This is a genomic window from Pseudomonas sp. B21-053 (assembly GCF_026016365.1).
GTDB lineage: Bacteria > Pseudomonadota > Gammaproteobacteria > Pseudomonadales > Pseudomonadaceae > Aquipseudomonas > Aquipseudomonas nunensis.
Genome location: NZ_CP087205.1, coordinates 3848538 through 3869819 on the forward strand (window position 1 = coordinate 3848538; position 21282 = coordinate 3869819).

Here is a 21282-nt window from a genome sequence, read left to right on the forward strand (position 1 = left end):
CTAGACGTAGTCATTGGCGGCCTCCTCATCGAGGATCGGAAGGCTGTCCTGCCACCAGGCTGCCAGGTTGTGTACGTGAGGTGCTTTGAGGATGGTGAAATGGTTGCCCGGACCGTACCAGATACTCAGATTGGGTACATGTTTGCGCCAGCCTTCGATCATTTCTTCTTGCTCGCGTTTGTTACCAGCCGTGTCCAGAGTCGGATCATCGGCCAGTACCAGGCGCACCGGCCCGGTGTATTGATGTTCAGGTTGATAGACCGTGCGCAGCGCCGTGCCGAAGGCGCGTGCCGGTCCATTCATGGAATTCGCCGCCGAACGCTGAGGCAACATGCCGGCGCGGACCATGCCGGCGTGCAACATGCGCATCTGTCCGGCGTCGTCTTGCTGACTGAAGGCCGTGGCATCGATCCCCAGCGACTTTCCGGACGCGAGTTGCATCGCTTCGATCAAGCGCTTCAACACGCCAGTTGCGGTGTAAGGTTTGCCGACCACGCCGTTGCCGCCCGGTGACTCGCTGTCGATCAACGTCAGCGACGCCACATCACGGCCATTGGCGCGCAAGCGTGCGGCCATCTCGAACACGATCCAGCCGCCGAAGGAATGCCCGAGCAAATGCACCGGCCCTTCGGGTTGCACCCTATCAACCGCTTGCAGATACGCTTCGGCGGCGGTTTCCACCAGGCTGTAAGGCACGGTGGTGCCGTCCAGTCCGCGAGGTTGCAGCCCATGAATCGGCCAGTCCGGGCCAAAGGCATCGGTCAACCCGATAAACCCGGTCACGCTGTCACCCGCCCCTGGCACACAGAAGATCGGTGCCTGTCCGGAACGTCCGCCCTGAATGGTCAGTAGCGGTTGGTAGTCGGTCTTCGATGCGACGGCTGGCGGACGTGTTGCGGCGGCGTGAAGTGCCTCGTCGATAAACCGCGCCAGGGTTTGGATATGCGGTGCCTGCATCATCGTCTGGTGATCGCCGGGCACCGTGACGCATTGGATCTGAGCCTTCGGCAGCACGGCGTCCCAGCCCAGATAACCGGAATGCGCCGGTGCATCCTCTTTGCGTTGCTCGGCAATGAACAGGTGCACTGGCGCGCTGACCGGGTACACCGTGTAGTGGGCTAATGCGTGACCGTGCGCGACCTCGCGGTCCAGGTAGTGCCACAGTTGCGCGGCGCTGTAATCGGCGAGTTCCGCCGGCAGCAGACCTTCGGCGGCGCAATGCTGCACCAGCGCTTCAAAGTCGAAAGTGTTCACCTGCAAACGGGTCAGTTTCGCCAGGACAGCGGAGACGTCCGAGTCCTGGGCTTTCCAGAACACTTCGCAACGGTCCAGCAGATGCACTTTGTGCGCATCGACCGGCGACCAGCGTGCCCGGCCCTGATCCACCAGGCGTGGCAGATAGGTATCGATCAGACCGAGGAATTCGACTTTCTCGTCCAGGCCAATCAGTTGAATAGCAATCTCGTAGGCCAGCACCCCACCGAACGACCAGCCAGCCAGTCTGTACGGCCCTTGCGGTTGCACCGAACGGATGATACCCAGCAGGCGAGTCGCCAGGCATTCCATGGTTTGCAGCTGCTGCTCGCCCCACGGAATGCCCGGCAAGCCGTAGACCGGCGTATCCGGATCAATGTGTTTGCCGAGTGCCGGGAAGTACACGTCGAGGCCACTGAATTCATGCACCAGGAACAGCGGATTCTGCGTGCCCGCCTCGCGCACCGGCAGGATCCCGGTCGGTGAAGAAACATCGCCACTGCGCGCCTCAAGCATCGATGCCATCGACGCGATGCTTTCGTGCTGGAACAACTCGGCGAGGGACACGTTCAGGTCAGCCTGGGCCAGCAGCCCGATCAAGCGGATCGCCAGCAGCGAATGGCCGCCCATTTCAAAGAAGTTGTCGTGACGACCGATGCGATCCAGCTTCAGTACTTCGGCCCACAGCCCGGCCAGCGTGGTTTCCAGCTCGCCCGATGGAGCTTCGTAATCGCGGCTGGTATAGGCGTCGGCTTCCGGTGCCGGCAATGCGCGGACATCGACTTTGCCGTTGAGCGTCAGCGGCAACGCATCGAGTTTCACAAAGGCTGCCGGGATCATGTATTCCGGCAACAACGATTGCAGTTGCTGGCGCAAGGTCTCGGCGTCGAGGTGTTCACCCCGGGCCTGCACGGTGAAGTAAGCCACCAGACGCTTGTCGCCCGGGCTGTCTTCACGCGCCATGACCCAGGCTTCGCGCACACCGTCGCACAAGTGCAGGCGGGCTTCGATTTCGCCGACTTCGATACGGAAACCGCGAATTTTCACCTGGCCGTCATTGCGATCGAGGTACTCGACGCTGCCGTCGGGCAACCAGCGGCCGAGGTCGCCGGTGCGGTACAGGCGTGCCCCTGTGGTATCGCTGAAGGGATCGATGATAAAGCTCTCCTTGGTCAAGTCAGGACGATTCAAGTAACCCAGGGCCACACCGGCGCCGCCGATATGAATCTCCCCCGCCACCCCGACAGGCACCGGTTGTCCGGCCGCGTTGAGGATGTAGATGCGGGTGTTGGAAATCGGTCGGCCAATGGGGATGTTCACGGCACTATCCGGCACCGAAGTCACCCTTTGTGTGGTGGCGAAGGTCGTGGTCTCGGTGGGGCCGTAGCAATTCAACAACTGCAAGGCCGGTGCATGGGCCAACAGACGGCGGAACGACATCGGGTCTGCGCGCTCACCCCCGCACATCAGAATGCGCAGGCGTGCCAGGGCGTCCGGGATCAGCATCACGTACTGGTTGAACATCGCCGTGGTCAGGAACAGCGCCGTGGCACCCGAGTCCGTCAGCACCTCGGCGAATGATGTCGGGTTGAGCAACGCTTCGTGATCAATCACCACAATCCGCCCGCCATTCAGCAGCGCGCCCCAGACTTCCATGGTGCTGGCGTCGAAGGCCGGGTTCGAGGCGAAAGCCACGCGGTCCTGCTCGGCAAAGTCCGCGTAACCGTTGTTGATCACCAGTCGGCCGATGGCCAGATGCGGCACGATCACGCCTTTCGGTTGGCCGGTGGAACCCGAGGTGTACATGATGTATGCAGGGGTATCGCTGGCCTGAACCGGTGCGGCGGCAGGCGATTCATCCGGCAGCAACAGCGTGTCCAGATCCACCCGCAACGTGCCTTCGGGGACAACGCGGTCGCTGCTGGTCAGAATCAACGTCGTCGCGCTGTCCTCCAGCATGAAGCGCTGGCGGTCCTGCGGTGCATGGTGATCCAGCGGCACATACACGGCGGCGCACTTGAGGATCGCCAGTTCGCTGATGATCAGGTCGAACGAACGATTCAGCAAAATCGCCACGCGAGCTTGCGGCGTGACGCCTTGGTCGAGCAGGTAATGCGCCAGGCGATTGGCCCGTGATTCCAGCTCGCCGTAGGTCAGTTGCTGCCCGGCATGTTCGACGGCAATTGCGTCGGGACGCGCCGCAGCCTGGGCTTCAAACAGACTGTGCACCGTCTGCTCTTGCGGGTAGATCGCGTCAGTGGCGTTGAACTCGACCAGTAATTGCTGACGCTCGCTCAACGGCAGGATCGACAGGCTGCGCAGCGGCGCTTCCGGTGTGCGTTCCAGCGCATCGACCAGGCTTTCCAGTGCTGCATGCATATAGCCGCAGACCCGTTTCGCGCCGATCTGCGAAACCACCAACGCCGTGAGCACGAACGGTTCGCCGAGATCGTCGACGTTCAGCGACAACGGATAGTTGCTCCACTCCTCGCCGCCCAACCCTTCGATCCCGCTCCAGGCTGACTGCGCCTCGCTGGTGACCTGGGTGGCGCTGTGTCTATAGTTCAGCAACGCACTGAACAGCGGCGCTGGAGCCGCCACGCCACTGCAACGTTGCGCCAGGGCCAACGATGCGTGTTCGTGGCCGAGCAAAGCAGCGAGGCGCGTGTGAGTGGCCTTGACCCCGGCTTTCGCGCCCAAGGTTGCGACATCCACCCGCAACGGCAAGGTGTTGATGAACAGGCCCAACGCACGGTCGGCACCCTCGCCGCCCTGCATCCGGCCCATCAGCACGGTGCCGAACACCACGTCTTCCCGGCCGGACACGCCCGCCACCACTTGTGCCCACGCCAGATGATGCAGGCTCGCGGCGCTGACGCCCAGTTGCCGAGCCTGCGCTCGCAGACGCCGGCTCAAGCCTTCTTCGACCACCAACTGCGCTTGCTCGACGCCCGTGGCGTCGCCCTCCACATCATGCAGGCCGAACGGCAAGGTCGGTTCCTTGATGTCGCTGAGCATGTCGCTGAAGAACGCTTCGTGGGCACTATCGCTCATGCCGAGGCGAGCCTGCGCCACATAGTTGCGGTACGGCACCGCCTCGCCCAGTTGCGCTTGCTGGCCCAGCAAATACGCCTGCATTTCGTGCTGGATCACTTCCAGCGCGGTATGGTCGAGGGCGATGTGATGGAACAGCAGCAAGGCGACCCAGTGCTGATGGGCTTCGTCATAGGCGAAAGCCAGACGCATCAACGGAGCCTCGCGCACATCGAGTCGGTAGTGGCTTGGGTCGAAACGTTCGCGAAGCTGTGCCGAGACATCGCCGTGCTCGACAACGCACTCGTCTACGATCAATCGAGCTTCGCGCAAGACCACTTGCACCGGTTCGCGCAGTCCTTCCCAAAGCACAGCGGTGCGCAAGATGTCGTGGCGACCGATCACGCCTTGCAACGCATCGATGAAGGCCTCCAGCCGCGCTCGATCCGCCAGGTTGAACAACGCCTGTTGCAGATAAAGATCACCCTGCTGTGCTGCCAGATGGTGATACAGAATCCCTTCCTGCAATGGCGCCAGGGCATAGATGTCCTGCACATTCGCCACGCCGCCGGGGATTCGCGCGACGACCTGCTCGATTTCCTCTTGGGACAACGTGGTCAGCGGCAGCATGTCCGGGGTGATGCGTTGGCAATCCGAGGTAATGCCGTTGACCGGCACCACGACTTCCATGCCGCCACCGACTGCCGCCGCCAACGCGGCGAGTGTCGGCTGGCCGAACAGCACACGCACATCCGCGCTTAAACCGGCCTGGCGCATGCGTTCGATCAACGTGACCGCCAGCAGCGAATGGCCTCCGAGTTCAAAGAAGTGATCGTGACGACCGACTTGCTCGACGTTGAGCAATTCGGCCCAAAGTTGCGCCAGGGTGGTTTCGACAGAGCCTTGCGGTGCCTCGTAACCGTGGGTCACCAGCGAATCCAGGTCCGGCGCCGGCAAGGCCTTGCGGTCGAGTTTGCCGTTCGGGGTCAGTGGCCAGGCATCGAGGCGCACGTAGGCGGCCGGCACCATGTATTCCGGCAACTGAAGGTGCAAGTGCGCACGCAGGGCCTGGATGTCCACCGGTTGCTCTTGCAGCTGCAAGGTGTAATAGGCCACCAGACGTTTGTCGCCGGGCTCGTCCTCGCGGGCCATCACCACGGCTTCCAGCACGGCTGGGTGCGCGGTGAGACGGGCTTCGATTTCGCCGAGTTCGATGCGGAAACCGCGGATCTTGACCTGATCGTCGTTGCGGCCCAGGTAGATGATATTGCCGTCTGCCAGGTAGCGACCGAGGTCGCCGGTGCAGTACATCCGTGCATTTTGCGTGGTGCTGAACGGGTCATTAAGGAAGCGTTCGACTGTCAGCTCAGGACGGTGCAGATAACCACGGGCGACTTGAACACCAGCGATGTAGATCTCCCCCGCTACGCCCATGGGCACAGGTTGTTGATGGGCATCGAGCAGGTAGATTTGCGTGTTGGCCACCGGTTTGCCGATGGGCGTGCTGTCCGGCGTATCAGGGCCGGCGCAATTCCACGCGGTGACATCGACAGCGGCTTCGGTCGGGCCGTAGAGGTTGTGCAACTCGGTGCCCGGCAGTTGCAGCTTGAAGCGCCGCACCAGTTGACCCGGTAGTGCCTCACCGCTGCACATCACGCGCATCAGGCCTTTGCACTCGCTGACGTCGCCAGCGGCGAGGAACACGTCGAGCATCGACGGCACAAAGTGCAGTGTGGTGATGCCTTCGGTTTGGATCACTTCGCGCAGGTACGCCGGTTCGCGGTGACCGCCGGGACGCGCCATGACCAGGCGAGCGCCGGTGAACAGTGGCCAGAAGAATTCCCAGACCGAGACGTCGAAGCTGAATGGGGTCTTTTGCAGCACGGTGTCCGCTGCTGTCAGTTGGTATTCGTCCTGCATCCACAGCAAGCGGTTAACCACTCCGGCATGTTCGTTCATCACGCCTTTGGGCATGCCTGTGGAGCCTGAGGTGTAGATCACGTAGGCCAGATTGTCCGCACTCAAGCTTTCTACGACGGGATCTACGGTCGGTTGATTCGAGAAGCCGTCACCGTCCAGCAGCAAAATGTCCGCGTCTGTTGCCGGCAAACTGCCCTGCAAAGAAAGTTGGGTCAGGACTACGGCTGGCGCGCTGTTCTCCAGCATGTAGGCCAGCCGATCCGCCGGGTAATCCGGATCCAGCGGCACATAAGCCGCACCGGACTTCAGAATCCCCAGCAGCCCCGCGACCATTTCCAGGCTGCGGTCCACGCAAATCGCCACGCGGTCATCCGGACGGATGCCCAGTTCATTCAGGCGATGGGCAATCTGGTTGGCACTGCGATTCAGTTCGGCATACGTCCAGTGACTGTGTTCAAAGCTCACCGCGATCGCATCCGGACGCGAAGCCACTTGCGCCTCAAACATCCCGTGCAAGGTCAGCCCCTGCGGATATTCGACGGCGGTGCTGTTGAAGGTTTCCAGCAAATGCAGACGTTCGTCGTCACCCAACAGCGGGATTTGCGCCAGTAACGCGTGTTCGTCGGCAACCATGCCGCGCAGCACGCACTCGAGGTAACCGAGGTAACGCTCCATCGTCGTCTGGTCAAACAGCGCAGTCGCGTATTCCAGCGAACCGAACAAGCGACCGCCGATTTCCGCCATGTCCAGCAGCACATCGAACTTCGCGGTGCGACTGGTCACGCCCAACCCTTGCAGCGTCATGTCGCCCAGTTCGAGGCCGGCGCCTTGATCGTTCTGCCACGACAACATGGCCTGGAATACCGGACTGTGGGACAGGCTGCGCACCGGCCGGACCACTTCCACCACTTGTTCGAACGGCAAGTCCTGATGCGCCTGGGCACCGAGGGTCTGGGTCTTCACTTGTTGCAGCAAGGCTTCGACCGTCAGCTCAGGCGACACCTCGACGCGCAGCGCCAGGGTGTTGACGAAGAAGCCGATCAGATCTTCCACCTCGGCGCGCAGGCGATTCGCCGCCGGCGTGCCGATCACCACATCACTTTGCCCAGACAGGCGACTGAGCACCGTGGCCCACGCGGCCATGATCGTCATGAACAGCGTGGTGCCCTGGCGTTGACTCAAAGCCTTGAGCTCACTGGTCAGGGTTTCATCGAGCGCGAGGCCGACGGCGCTGCCGGAATAATCCTGCTGCGCCGGACGTGGCCGATCAGTCGGCAAGGTCAACAAGGCCGGCGCGCCGCTCAATGCCTGCTGCCAGTAGACTTCCTGCTGACTCAACACTTCGCCGGTCAGCCACAGGCGTTGCCAGATCGCGTAGTCGGCGTATTGCACCGACAACTCCGGCAATGGATCGGCGCGACCGGCGCGGAATGCTTCGTACAGCACGCCCAGTTCGCGGGTTAGTACGTCGGCGGACCAGCCGTCCGAGACGATGTGGTGCATGGTCACCAGCAACACATGGTCGTCTTCGGCCATGCGCACCAGACGTCCGCGAATCAGCGGGCCACGCTCCAGATCAAAGGCCTCGCGAGCCTCTTCTGCGGCCATGATCAGCAGTTCGGCTTCGGCCTCCGGATGCTTGGCCAGCGAATGCAATTGCAAGGCGAAACCACAGTCGGCTTCGGCAATGCGTTGCTCCGCGTCCCGACCGTGTTCCTGCACGAACGTCGTGCGCAGGGCTTCGTGACGGGCGACGATCCGGTTCAGGGCGCGGGTCAGCGCGATGTTGTCGAGTTCGCCGCGCAAACGCAGACCGGTGGGAATGTGATACGCCGCACTCGCGCCTTCCAGTTGCGCAAGGAACCACAGGCGTTGCTGGGCGAAGGACAGTGGCAAGGCCTGGTCGCGGGATACCGGGACGATATCCGGCTGAGTGCTGTGTGCGGCTTGCGACAGGATTTGCGCCAGGGCGATCAGGCTCGGGTGGGCGAAGACGTCGGTCAGGTTCATCTCTACGCCGAGCTGCTGGCGGACTTGCGAGATCAGGCGCATGACCAATAGCGAGTGGCCGCCGAGTTCGAAGAAATGGTCGTGGCGGCCCACGTCCTCGACCTTGAGCAGGTCTCGCCATATCTGCGCCAGGGCGATTTCTGTCGCGCCTTGTGGTGCTTCGTGGTTGCGGCTGGCGTAGGCCTCTGCGTCGGGAATTGGCAGGGCCTGGCGGTCGAGTTTGCGGTTAGGCGTCAGCGGCAGCGCGTCGAGGCTGACGAAGGCGCTGGGCAGCATGTATTCGGCCAGTTGCGGTGCCAGCTGGCCGCGCAGGTTGGCGACGGTCAGGATTGTATTGGCTTGCGGGACCACATAAGCGACCAGTCGTTTTTCGCCCGGCGCGTCTTCGCGGACGATGACGGCGGCTTCTTTTACGCCGGTGCAATCGCCGAGTTTGGCTTCGATCTCGCCGAGTTCGATACGGAAACCCCGGACCTTGACCTGGAAGTCGTTGCGGCCCTGGTATTCGAGGCCGCCGTCCGGGCGGTAGCGTGCGAGGTCGCCGGTTTTGTACATCCTGGCGTTGTGTACGTCGCTGAACGGATCGGCGAGGAAGCGTTCGGCGGTGATCGCGTCGAGGTTCAGGTAACCACGCGCCACGCCGTCGCCGCCGATGTAGATTTCGCCCGTGGCACCAAACGGTACTGGCTGAAGGTGCGCGTCTAGCAGGTAGATGCGGGTGTTGGCCATCGGTGTGCCGATGCTCGCATTGCTGTTCAGCGCTTCGAAGGTTACGTAGCTCGCGGTGCAGGACACCGTAGCCTCGGTCGGGCCGTAGGTGTTGACCAGTTGGGTGTGCGCCGGGCGGATCTGTTCCCACATTTGCAATTTTTGCGTGGAGAGCGCGTCGCCGGTGACGTTGATCAAGCGCACGTCACGCAACTGGTCCTGCGCCAATGCCGGGTTGTAGTGCCACTCGGCGGCCAGGGTGTGCCAGTGGGCGGCGGTCAGGTGCAGGAAGGTTGGGCGGATGTCGTCCTGGGAGGTGCCGAAGATATTGCGGCTTGGCGCCAGGGTCGCACCCGCGATCAGTGCCGGGAAGATTTCTTCCACTGACAAGTCGAAGTTCAGGGTGTTTTGTTGCAGCACGGTGTCGGCACTTGTCAGGCCGAATAACCGAATCGCGTCGAGGGTGTAGTTGACCAACCCGCGGTGTTCGATCATCACGCCTTTCGGGGTGCCGGTCGAACCGGAGGTGTAGATCACGTAGGCCAGATGCCGCACGCCGAGGGACAGGATCACCGGGTTGTCGTCGTAGCCGTCGGCGATGCGTTCGGCTTTATCGAGCAGGACCACCGGAATGTCCAGCGTTGGCAAATTCGCTTGTAATGCACGTTGGGTCAGCAACACCGAAGGGGTGCTGTCGCTGAGCATATAGGCCAGACGTTCAGCCGGGTATGCCGGATCCAGCGGCACATAACCCGCGCCGGACTTTAGGATCGCCAACAAGCCAACCAGCATTTCCGCACCCCGTTCGACGCAAATCGCCACCCGATCATCCGGACGAATGCCCAGCCCGATCAGATGATGGGCCAGTTGGTTGGCCTGGCGGTTCAGTTCGGCGTAGCTCAATTGCTCGCCGTCGAAGATCACCGCGATGGCATCCGGCTGCGCTTCGACCTGGGCTTCAAACAACTGGTGGATGGTTTTGTCGCGTGGGTACGGGACGTGGGTGGCGTTGAGGTCAACCAGCAAACGCTGACGCTCGCCGGCATCAAGCAGTTCGATGTGATCGACTTGCGTCTGATCGTCCGCCACCATCCCGCGCAGCACCCGTTCGAAATACCCGAGATAACGCTGCACGGTGGATTCGTCGAACAACGCCGTGGCGTATTCGAGGCTGCCGAACAGTTGCCCCTGAATCTCACCGAGCTCCAGCGACAGGTCGAACTTCGCCACATGGTTGGCCACGCCCAGCCCTTCGAGTTTCAGTTCACCGAGCACCAGGTCGTCGCCGCCCGCCGTTTGCCACGACAACATCGCCTGGAACAACGGACTGTGAGCCAGACTGCGCACCGGGTTCAGCACTTCCACCACTTGCTCGAACGGCAGGTCCTGATGGGCCTGGGCGCCAAGGGTTTGCGCCTTGACCCGAGCGAGCAAGGTTTCAACATTCGGCGCGCCGGAGACATCGACACGCACCGCCAGGGTGTTGACGAAGAAGCCGATCAAACCTTCGACTTCGGCGCGGGTGCGGTTGGCCACCGGCGAACCGATCACCACTTCATCCTGCCCCGAGAGGCGGCTGAGCAGCAACGCCCAACCGGTCATCAGTGTCGTGTACAACGTGGTGCCGTGGCGTTGGCTGAGGTTTTTCAGGGCTGCGGTCAAGCCTTCATCGAAGACCAGCGGAATTGCGGCACCCGAGTAATCCTGTTGCGGCGGACGAGGTCGATCGGTCGGCAGCATCAGCAGCGCTGGCGCATCGGCCAGGGTTTGTTGCCAGTAAAGGTTCTGGATTTGCAGCACTTCACCGCTCAACCAGCGGCGTTGCCACACGGCGTAGTCGGCGTATTGCACGGTCAGGGCTGGCAACGGATCTTCCAGACCGTGGCGGAACGCTTCATACAACGCCGCCAGTTCCGTGGTCAGCAGGCCAATCGACCAGCCATCGGAGACGATGTGGTGCATGGTCACCAGCAGCACATGGTCCTGGGCATCGAGCCGGATCAGTCGGCCACGAATCAACGGGCCGTGTTCCAGGTCGAACAATTCGACGGCTTCTTCAGCCGCCAGAGCCTGCAATTGCGCTTCGGCAGCGGCCTGTCCGCGCAAATCCTGCTGATGCAGGGTGAAACCGCAATCTGCCGCAGCGAAGCGTTGCAGCGCTTCTTCGCCCTGTGTCTGGACGAAGGTGGTGCGCAGCGCTTCGTGACGGAACACGATGCGGTCCAGCGCCCGTTGCAGGGCATCGGTGTCCAGCGTGCCACGCAAACGCAGGCCTGCCGGCATGTGATACGCCGCGCTGCCACCTTCCATCTGCGCCAGGAACCACAAACGTTGCTGGGCGAAGGACAGCGGCAAGTCGTCCTCGCGGGAAACCGTGACGATCTCCGGCAAGGTGCTGCGACTGGCCTGCGCCACAGCTTGCGCCAGTGCGGCGAGTTCAGGCTGGGCGAACAAGTCGGCCAGACCCAACTCGACACCCAGACGCAGGCGGACTTGAGAGATCAACTGGATCGCCAGCAGCGAATGGCCGCCGAGTTCGAAGAACTGGTCCTGACGCCCGACTTGTGGCAGACCGAGCAGGTCTTGCCAGATCTGCGCCAGGGCGATTTCGACTTCACCGACCGGGGCTTCGTAGGTGTGAGTAATGACGGCGGCAGCGTCCGGAGCTGGCAACGCCTTGCGGTCGAGTTTGCCGTTCGGGGTCAACGGCAACGCCTCGAGGTGCACATAGGCCGCCGGGATCATGTAATCCGGCAGTTGGGTTTGCAGGTGACGGCGTAACTGGTCGATGTCGAGGGTTTGCGGCGCGGTGTAGTACGCGACCAAACGTTTATCGCCCGGCACGTCTTCGCGGGCCAGGACCACGGCTTCGTGAATGTCGACGTGTTGCGCGAGTTTGGCTTCGATCTCGCCGAGTTCGATGCGGAAGCCGCGGATTTTGACCTGATCGTCATTGCGGCCCAGGTATTCGATGTTGCCGTCGGGCAGGTAGCGGCCCAAATCGCCCGTTCTATACATCCGGCCGTTAGTGCTGAATGGATCGGTGAGGAAGCGCTCTGCAGTCAGGTCGTCGCGGTTAAGGTAACCGCGCGCCACGCCGGCGCCGCCGATGTAGATTTCACCCGCAACGCCAAGTGGCACAGGCTGACCGTGTTCATCCAGCAAGTAGAACTGGGTGTTGGCCACGGGTTTGCCGATGTGTGCGGCGAATCCATCCTCGCGATCCATCGAGACCCAGCTTGAATAAGTGGTGGTTTCCGAAGGGCCGTAAAGGTTGCACAGACGCTGGACGCTGGTTTGTTCAAACAGGTTTTCGACCAGGCTGCGTTTGAGCGCTTCACCGGCGACGTTGACCGTGTGCACATTGGCGCTCAGTCCGCCGGACTCCAGCAAGGCTTTGAGCGCCGACGGCACGGTGTTGATCAGCGTGACGTCGTGGTGCGGTTCCAACACATTCTTCACGACCGTAATGCTGCCGCCCGACGTCAGCGGCGCGAAGCACTCGTAGACCGCCAAGTCGAAGTTCAACGAAGTCGAGAACAGCGTCTTCGCCAACGTGGCTTCATCGAACGAACGATGCGCCCAGGTCAGGAAGTTCACCGTGTTGCGGTGTTCGATCATCACGCCTTTCGGCAGACCGGTCGAACCCGAGGTGTAAATCACATAGGCCAGATGCGCCGATGTCAGACCGTCAATCACAGGATTGGAGACGGATTCGTCCTGCCAAATGCCACTATCGAGATCGATCACTGGCATCGAAGCTTCGGCCAACAATCCAAGTGTGGAGGCCTGCGCCAACACCACGGCCGGCGCGCTGTCTTCCAGCATGTAGGCAATCCGGTCCAGCGGATAAGCCGGATCCAGCGGCACATAACCCCCGCCAGCCTTCAAAATCGCCAGCAACCCAACGACCATATCCGCCGAGCGCTCAACACAAATCGCCACTCGCGAATCAGGTTTCACACCTAGCCCGCGCAGGTAATGCGCCAATTGGTTAGCGCGACTATTCAACTCGCGATAGCTCAACCGTTCCAAGCCATGAACCACAGCCACCGCATCCGGCGTGCGCTCAACCTGCGCCTCAAACAACCCATGAACCGTCTGATCCAGCGGATACGCAGCCTCAGTCGCGTTGAACTCAACCAGCAGTTTCAAACGCTCCGCCACCGGCATGATCGACAACCCACGCAACGGCGACTCCGGCGCGGCCTCCAGCGCCGCAACCAACGCACCCAGCGCCGCCTGCATATAGTCGCAAACCCGCTGCGCCCCCACCTCGGCAACGGCCTGCGCGGTGAGCATAAAGCCCTCGCCCAGATCGTCCACGTTCAGGCACAACGGGTAGTTGGTGCGCTCTTCCATGCTCAGGGTCTGGATCCCGTGCCAGGCCGAAACCGCCTGATCCGACACCGCTTCACCCGCGCTGTGCCGGTAGTTCAGCAAGGTGCTGAACAACGGCAATGAACTCGGTACGCCGCTGCAACGCTGGGCCAGGGACAGCGAGGCATGCTCATGCCCGAGCAAGGCCGAGAGTTGCGCGTGGGTCGCCTTGACCCCGGCGCGCGCACCTTGTGCGCCTACGCTCACACGCAGCGGCAAGGTGTTGATGAACATGCCCAGCGCGCGATCAGCGCCCTCGCCGCCTTGCATCCGCCCCATCAGTACGGTGCCGAACACCACCTCTTCGCGGCCCGACACCCGACCGACCACTTGCGCCCACGCCAGATGCACCAGGCTCGCCGCACTCACGCCAAGCTGCCGCGCTTGCACTCGCAAACGCACGGCCAGCGCCGTATCGACCATCTGATGTTGTTCTTCGACCCCACTGCCATCGCCCTGCACATCCTGCAAACCGAACGGCAACGTCGGCTCGTCGATATCGCCGAGCATCTCGCGGAAGAATGTTTCGTGTTGCTCACGGCTCACGCCCAATCGGGCCTGCGCCACATGATTACGGTACGGCACGGCGGCGCCGAGTTGCTCAGACTGGCCCAGCAGATGGGCCTGCATTTCATGCACCACCACTTCAAGTGCGGTGTGGTCCAGCGCCATGTGGTGGAACAGCAGCATACCGACCCAACGGTTATTCGCAGGGTCTTGCGCATAGGCCAGCCGCATCAGCGGAGCCTGGGAAATATCCAGTCGATAGTGACGCGGGTCGAAACGTTCGTGCAGTTGCTGCACCACATCCCCCGCTGCCGGGTCGGTCGCGACTTCCTCAACCACCATTTGCGCCCGGCGCCAGACCACTTGCACCGGCGCGACCAGCCCTTGCCAGACCATGCTGGTGCGCAGGATATCGTTACGCGACACCACGCTCTGCAAGGCCTCGGCAAACGCGTCTACGCGGTCACGATCATCAAAACCGAACAGCACTTGCAAGACGTAAGGGTCACCCTGGGTGGCCGCGAGGTGGTGATACAAAATCCCTTCCTGCAACGGCGCCAGCGCATAGATGTCCTGCACGTTGGCGACGCCGCCCGGCACGGTGGAGACGATACGGTCGATGGCCTGCTGATCGAGATCGGCCAGCGGCAGCATGTCCGGGGTGATGCGTTGGCAATCCTCGGCAATCCGATTCGCCGGCACCAGCACTTCGGTCTGATCGCCGACGGCAGCGGCCAGCGCGGCCAGCGTTGGTTGGCCAAACAGGACGCGAACGTCAGCGGCGAGATCAACCTGGCGCATACGCTCGATGAGCTTCACGGCCAGCAGCGAATGCCCGCCCAGTTCAAAGAAATTGTCATGCCGACCGATCTGCTCGATCTTCAGCAGGTCCTGCCAGATTCCGGCGATGGTGCTTTCGATCTCGCCTTGCGGGGCGACGTATTCGCGACTGGCGTAGGCCATTGAATCGGGGGCTGGCAGTGCCTTGCGGTCGAGTTTGCCGTTGGTGGTCAGCGGGAATGCCGACAGCATCACGAAGGCGCTGGGCACCATGTATTCAGCCAAAGACTCCAGTAATTGCGTGCGCAAGTCGGACGCTGACAACTGCACGTCCTGATCGGCAATCACGTAGGCCACCAGACGTTTGTCACCCGGTTCGTCTTCACGAGCGATGACCACGGCTTCACGCACATCCTCACAAGCCGCGAGTTTCGCCTCGATTTCACCCAGTTCGATGCGGAAACCACGGATCTTCACCTGGTCGTCGTTACGCCCCAGGTACTCAACCGTGCCGTCCGCCAGCCAGCGGCCGAGGTCACCCGTGCGATACAACCGCGCATCGGCACGGCCGCTGAAAATGTCGGGGATAAAGCGTTCGTTATTGAGTTCAGGGCGGTTCAGGTAACCCCGAGCCACACCGGCACCGCCGACGTACATTTCGCCAACCACGCCGACCGGCACCGGCTCGCGCCGGGCGTCGAGCACATACAGTTGCAGATCGGGAATGCGCCCGCCAATCGGGCTGACGCCGACCAATAACGCGTCGGTGGCGGTCAATGGACGATAGGTTACGTGCACCGTGGTTTCGGTGATACCGTACATGTTGACCAGTTGCGTTTGCGCGTTCTGCGCACGGGCATACCAAGGCTTGAGAATCCCGGTTTCCAGCGCTTCACCGCCAAAAATCACCTGGCGCAGACTGTGCGCCGTCGTGTCCTGAGCGGCAATCAACTGCCGGAACGCGCTAGGCGTCTGGTTCAGCACCGTGACGCCGGCCTCACACAGCAACGCATAACAATCCGCCGGGGAACGGCTGACCAGTTGCGGCACCACCAGCAAACGCCCGCCATAGATCAGCGCGCCCCAGATTTCCCAGACCGAGAAGTCGAAAGCAAACGAGTGGAACAAGGCCCAGACGTCCTGCGGGCCGAAGTTGAACCACGCCTCAGTCGCCGAGAACAAGCGCGCAACGTTGCGGTGTTCAACCATCACGCCCTTTGGCAGACCGGTCGAACCGGAGGTGTAGATCACGTAGGCCAGATGCGCAGACGTCAGGCCTTCAACATCAGGATTGGTGACGGATTCGCCCTGCCAGCTCTCGCCATCAAGATCAACCACCGGCACCACGACCGCCTCCAGCAACCACCGCGTGGAGGCTTGAGCCAACACCGCAACCGGCGTGCTGTCTTCCAGCAGGTAGCTAATGCGATCCTGCGGATAAGCCGGGTCCAGCGGCACATAACCGGCGCCGGACTTCAGGATCCCCAGCAACCCGACGATCATCTCCAGACCGCGCTCAACACAAATCGCAACCCGATCATCCGGGCGAATACCCAACCCGATCAGGTGATGGGCGACCTGGTTGGCCCGGGCGTTGAGTTCGCCGTAAGTCAGGGTCAATTCTTCAAACACCACCGCCACGGCATCAGGCTGCGCCGCCGCCCTGGCTTCAAACAAAGCATGGACCGTGTGCTCGCTGGCGTATTCGCCAACCGGCGCGTTCCACGTTTCCAGCAACTGCGAACGCTCGGCCGCTGGCAGGATTTTCAAACCATGCAACGGCGCTTGCGGGTTTTGCTCCAGCGCCTCGACCAGATTTTCCAGCACCGAATGCATGTAGCCACACACGCGCCCGGCGCCAATCTGTGCCGAGGCCATGACCGTCAGGTTGAAGCCTTCACCGAGGTCATCCACCGACAATGACAGCGGATAGTTGGTGCGTTCTTCGCCTTCCAGCGCCTCGATGCCGTCCCAGACAGCAATGGCTTCAGTCGACACCGCGCGGGTGCCGAGGTGACGGTAATTGAGCAATGCACTGAACAACGGCGTCGGCGCGGTCACGCCGCTGCAACGCTGGGCGAGTACCAGCGACGCATGTTCGTGACCGAGCAACGCGGTCAGGCGCTCATGGGTCGCCTTGATCCCGGCGCGCACACCTTGTGCGCCGAGGCTGACGCGCAGCGGCAAGGTGTTGATGAACATGCCCAGCGCCCGATCGGCGCCCTCGCCGCCCTGCATCCGGCCCAACAGCACCGTGCCGAACACCACATCGTCCTTGCCCGAAACGCTGGCCAGCACCTGCGCCCACGCCAGGTGATAGACGCTCGCGGCACTCACGCCAAGCTGACGGGCCTGCGCTCGCAGACGTTTGCTCAGCACCGCATCCACAACCTGTCGGACTTCTTCGATATCGCGTCCTTCGCCCTGCACATCCTGCAGGCCGAACGGCAGCGTCGGCTCGTCGATGTCGCCGAGCATGTCGCGGAAGAACACTTCATGGTCTTCGCGGCTGATACCCAGGCGTGCCTGGGCCACATAGTTGCGGTACGGCACCGAAGTGCCCAGCAGGTGCTCCTGACCGAGCATGTGCGCTTCGATTTCCGCCGTGAGCATGCCCAGCGAAGTCGCGTCGTCGACCATGTGGTGGAATAGCAGCATGCCGATCCAGCGGTTATTCACCGGGTCTTCGGCGTAACCGATGCGCATCATCGGCGCCTGACGAATGTCCAGGCGGTAATGCCGTGGGTCGAGGCGTTCACGCAGTTGCTCAGCGATATCGCCCGCCGCCGGGTCCAGCACAATCTCGTCCAGACCCAACTGAGCCGCACGCCAGACCACTTGCACCGGTTCGTCCAGGCCTTCCCAGACCACGCCGGTGCGCAAAATGTCGTGCCGCGAAACCACGCCTTGCAGCGCGTTGGCAAAGATGTTCAAGCGCTCGCGAGTGTCGAAGGAAAACATCGCGAATTGCAGGTACGGATCGCCTTTCTCCGCCGCGAGGTGGTGATACAGAATCCCCTCCTGCAACGGCGCCAGCGCATAGATGTCCTGCACATTGGCCACGCCACCGGGAGTCGCCGCCACTACGCGGTCGATTTCATCCTGGGTCAGCGTCGCCAGCGGCAACATGTCCGGGGTGATGCGCGTGCAGTCGTCCGGGATCGCATTGGCCGGCACCACGATTTCAACGGTGCCGCCAACCGCTGCGGCGAGTGCCGCGAGAGTCGGTTGACCGAACAGCACACGCACATCAGCCGCCAGATCAACCTGACGCATGCGTTCGATCAACTTCACCGCCAGCAACGAGTGCCCGCCCAGTTCAAAGAAGTGGTCGTGGCGCCCGACCTGCTCCAGTTGCAGCAGCTCTTGCCAGATTTTCGCGATGGCAATTTCAACTTCGCCTTGCGGAGCCTCATAGGCGCGGCTCACCACCGAGGATTGGTCCGGCACCGGCAGCGCCTGACGGTCGAGCTTGCCGTTGGTGGTCAGCGGGAATGATGTGAGCGTCACGAAGGCACTCGGCACCATGTAGTCGGCCAGCGTTTCGAGCAGCTCGGCGCGCAGTTCGGCGGCCGTCAGTTGCTCGCCTTCCTTGGCAATCACATATGCCACCAGGCGTTTGTCGCCGGTGTCCTGACGGGCCAGCACCACGGCTTCGCGCACACCTTTGCACGCGGCGAGTTTGGCCTGGATCTCGCCCAGTTCGATGCGGAAACCGCGGATTTTCACTTGGTCATCGTTGCGACCCAGGTATTCGACGCTGCCGTCCGCCAGCCAGCGGCCGAGGTCACCGGTGCGGTACATCCGCGCGCCTGGTTCGGCGCTGAACGGGTTGTCGAGGAAGCGTTCGGCGGTGAGTTCGTCGCGGTTCAAGTAACCCCGCGCCACGCCTGCACCGCCGACGTACATTTCACCGATCACGCCGACCGGTACTGGCTCACGCTGGGTATCCAGTACGTACAGTTGCAAGTCGGGAATGCGCCCGCCAATCGGGCTCACGCCGATCAGTTGCGCATCCGCCGCGTCGAGTGCGCGATAGGTCACGTGCACCGTGGTTTCGGTGATGCCGTACATGTTGACCAGTTGCGTTTGCGCGTTCTGCGCTCGGGCATACCACGGCTTGAGAATCCCGGTTTCCAGGGCTTCGCCACCGAAGATCACCTGGCGCAGGCTGTGGCTCAGGTCGATTTCGCCCTGGGCCGCAATCAACTGGCGGAAGGCGCTCGGCGTCTGGTTGAGGATGGTCACGCCGGCTTCGCACAACAGTGCGTAGCAGTATTGTGGCGAGCGGCTAACCAGTTGCGGCACCACCAGCAACTGGCCGCCGTGGGTCAGCGCGCCCCAGATTTCCCAGACCGAGAAGTCGAAAGCGAAGGAATGGAACAGCGCCCACACATCTTGCGCGCCGAAGTTGAACCACGGCTGGGTCGCCGAGAACAGCCGCGCGACGTTGCGGTGTTCGATCATCACGCCTTTGGGCAGGCCGGTGGAGCCAGAGGTGTAGATCACATAGGCCAGGTTCGCCGAGGTCAGGCCCGCAACGTCAGGGTTGTGTTGCGCGGGCGGCGCTTCGTGGCTGGCTTCGATCAGGTCGAGCAGCAGCGTCGGGATGTTCATTTGCGGCAGTTGATCGCGCAACGGCAGTTGAGTCAGCAGTGCCACCGGGGCGCTGTCGTAGAGCATGTAGGCGATGCGCTCGGCCGGGTAAGCCGGGTCCAGTGGCACGTAACCGGCGCCGGACTTTAGGATGCCCAGCAAACCGACAATCATTTCCAGACCACGCTCGACGCAGATCGCCACCCGATCATCCGGGCGCACACCGAGTGCGAGCAAACGGTGGGCCATCTGATTGGCGCGGGCGTTGAGTTCGCCGTAGGTCAGGCTCAGGTCTTCATAGACCACCGCCACGGCGTCGGGCTGCGCGGCGGCCCGGGCTTCGAATTGGTGGTGGATCAACGCGTCATGTTCATAGACGACGTCGGTGGTGTTCCAGGTGTCGAGCAGTTGCTGACGCTCGGCGGCTGGCAGCACGGTCAACGCTTGCAGTGGCGTGTGCGGCGCGGTTTCCAGCGCGGCGACCAGATTCTCCAGCGCGACTTGCATATAGGCGCAAATACGCTCGGCGCCGATCGGCTGGGCAACCAAAGCAGTCAGGTGGAAGGCTTCGCCCAAGTCGTCGACGTTCAGGGTCAATGGGTAGTTGGTGCGTTCATCACCGCCGAGCGCCGCGATGCCTTGCCACGCGGACAAGGCTTCCTCGCTGACTTCGCCAGCGCTGTGCCGGTAGTTGAGCAACGCACTGAACAGCGGCGTCGGTGCGGTCACACCGCTGCAACGCTGGGCCAGGGCCAGTGACGCGTGTTCGTGGCCGAGCAACGCGGTCAGCCGCGCATGGGTCGCCTTGACCCCGGCTTTCACGCCTTGGGCACCGACATCCACCCGCAGCGGCAAGGTGTTGATGAACATCCCCAACGCCCGGTCCGCACCGTCGCCGGCTTGCAAACGGCCCAGCAGTACGGTGCCGAACACCACGTCCTGTTTGCCGGACACCTTGCCCAGCACTTGCGCCCAAGCCAGGTGCACCAGGCTCGCCGCGCTCACACCGAGCTGTCGCGCCTGGGTTCGCAGGCGTTTGGACAGCGCCAGATCCACCGGTTGGCGGGCCTCGTCGATGCCATGCCCGTCGCCCTGCACATCCTGTAATCCGAATGGCAGTGTCGGTTCATCGACTTCGCCAAGCATCTCGCGGAAGAACGCTTCGTGATCGTCGGCACTCAGACCGAATTTCGCCTGGGCCACATAGTTGCGGTACGGCATCGCTTCGCCGAGCTTATCGTCCTGACCCAGCAGGTGCAGTTGCATTTCGTGCTGCATCACGTCCAGCGCGGTGTGGTCCAGCGCCAAATGGTGGAACAGCAGGATCGCGACCCAGCGGTTTTGCGCTGCATCGTGGGCGTACGCCAGATGCATGAGGGGCGCGTGACGCAGGTCGAGGCGGTAATGCCGCGCATCGAAACGGCTGCCCAGCTGTGCGGAAATATCGCCGGCGGCCGGGTCGAGTTCGATGTGTTCCGGGGTCAGCAGGACGCCGCGCCATACCACTTGCACCGGTTCGTCGAGCCCCTCCCAGACCACCGAGGTGCGCAGAATGTCATGACGCCCGATAACCACCTGCAAGGCCTGGACGAATGCGTCGAAACGCTCACGGCTGTCGAAGGCGAATTGTGTTTGCAGCACGTACGGGTCGCCCTGCTCGGCGGCCAAGTGGTGATAAAGGATGCCTTCCTGCAGCGGCGCCAGCGGGTAGATGTCCTGCACATTGCGCGAACCGCCGGGGACGGTGGCGACGATGCGGTCGATGGTTTCCTGAGTGAGCGTGGCGAGAGGCAGCAAGTCCGGGGTGATGTGTTCGCAGTTCAGCGGAATCAGGTTGGCCGGAACCGTTATTTCCTTGCCGCTGCCGATCGCCGCGGCCAATGCGGCCAGGGTCGGCTGGCTGAACAGCACGCGCACATCGGCGCTCAATTCGGCCTGGCGCATGCGCTCGATCAACGTCACCGCCAGCAGCGAATGACCGCCAAGTTCGAAGAAGTGGTCGTGACGACCGACGCGTTCGACCTTGAGCACGTCGGCCCACAGGCGTGCGAGGGTTTCCTCGACTTCGCCTTGCGGTGCTTCGTACTCGCGACT

The 21282-nt window shown here is 62.4% G+C and carries 1 protein-coding gene (cut by a window edge); it reads right to left on the reverse strand.

Going from position 1 to position 21282, the window contains the following annotated elements:
• Nucleotides 1–21282, reverse strand: the 3' portion of a protein-coding gene (locus tag LOY68_RS17595) for a non-ribosomal peptide synthetase (protein ID WP_265038750.1). 9552 nt of this gene lie beyond the right edge of the window; the window shows 21282 of its 30834 coding nt (coding positions 9553–30834); its start codon lies beyond the right edge, outside the window; it ends in the stop codon at nucleotides 1–3.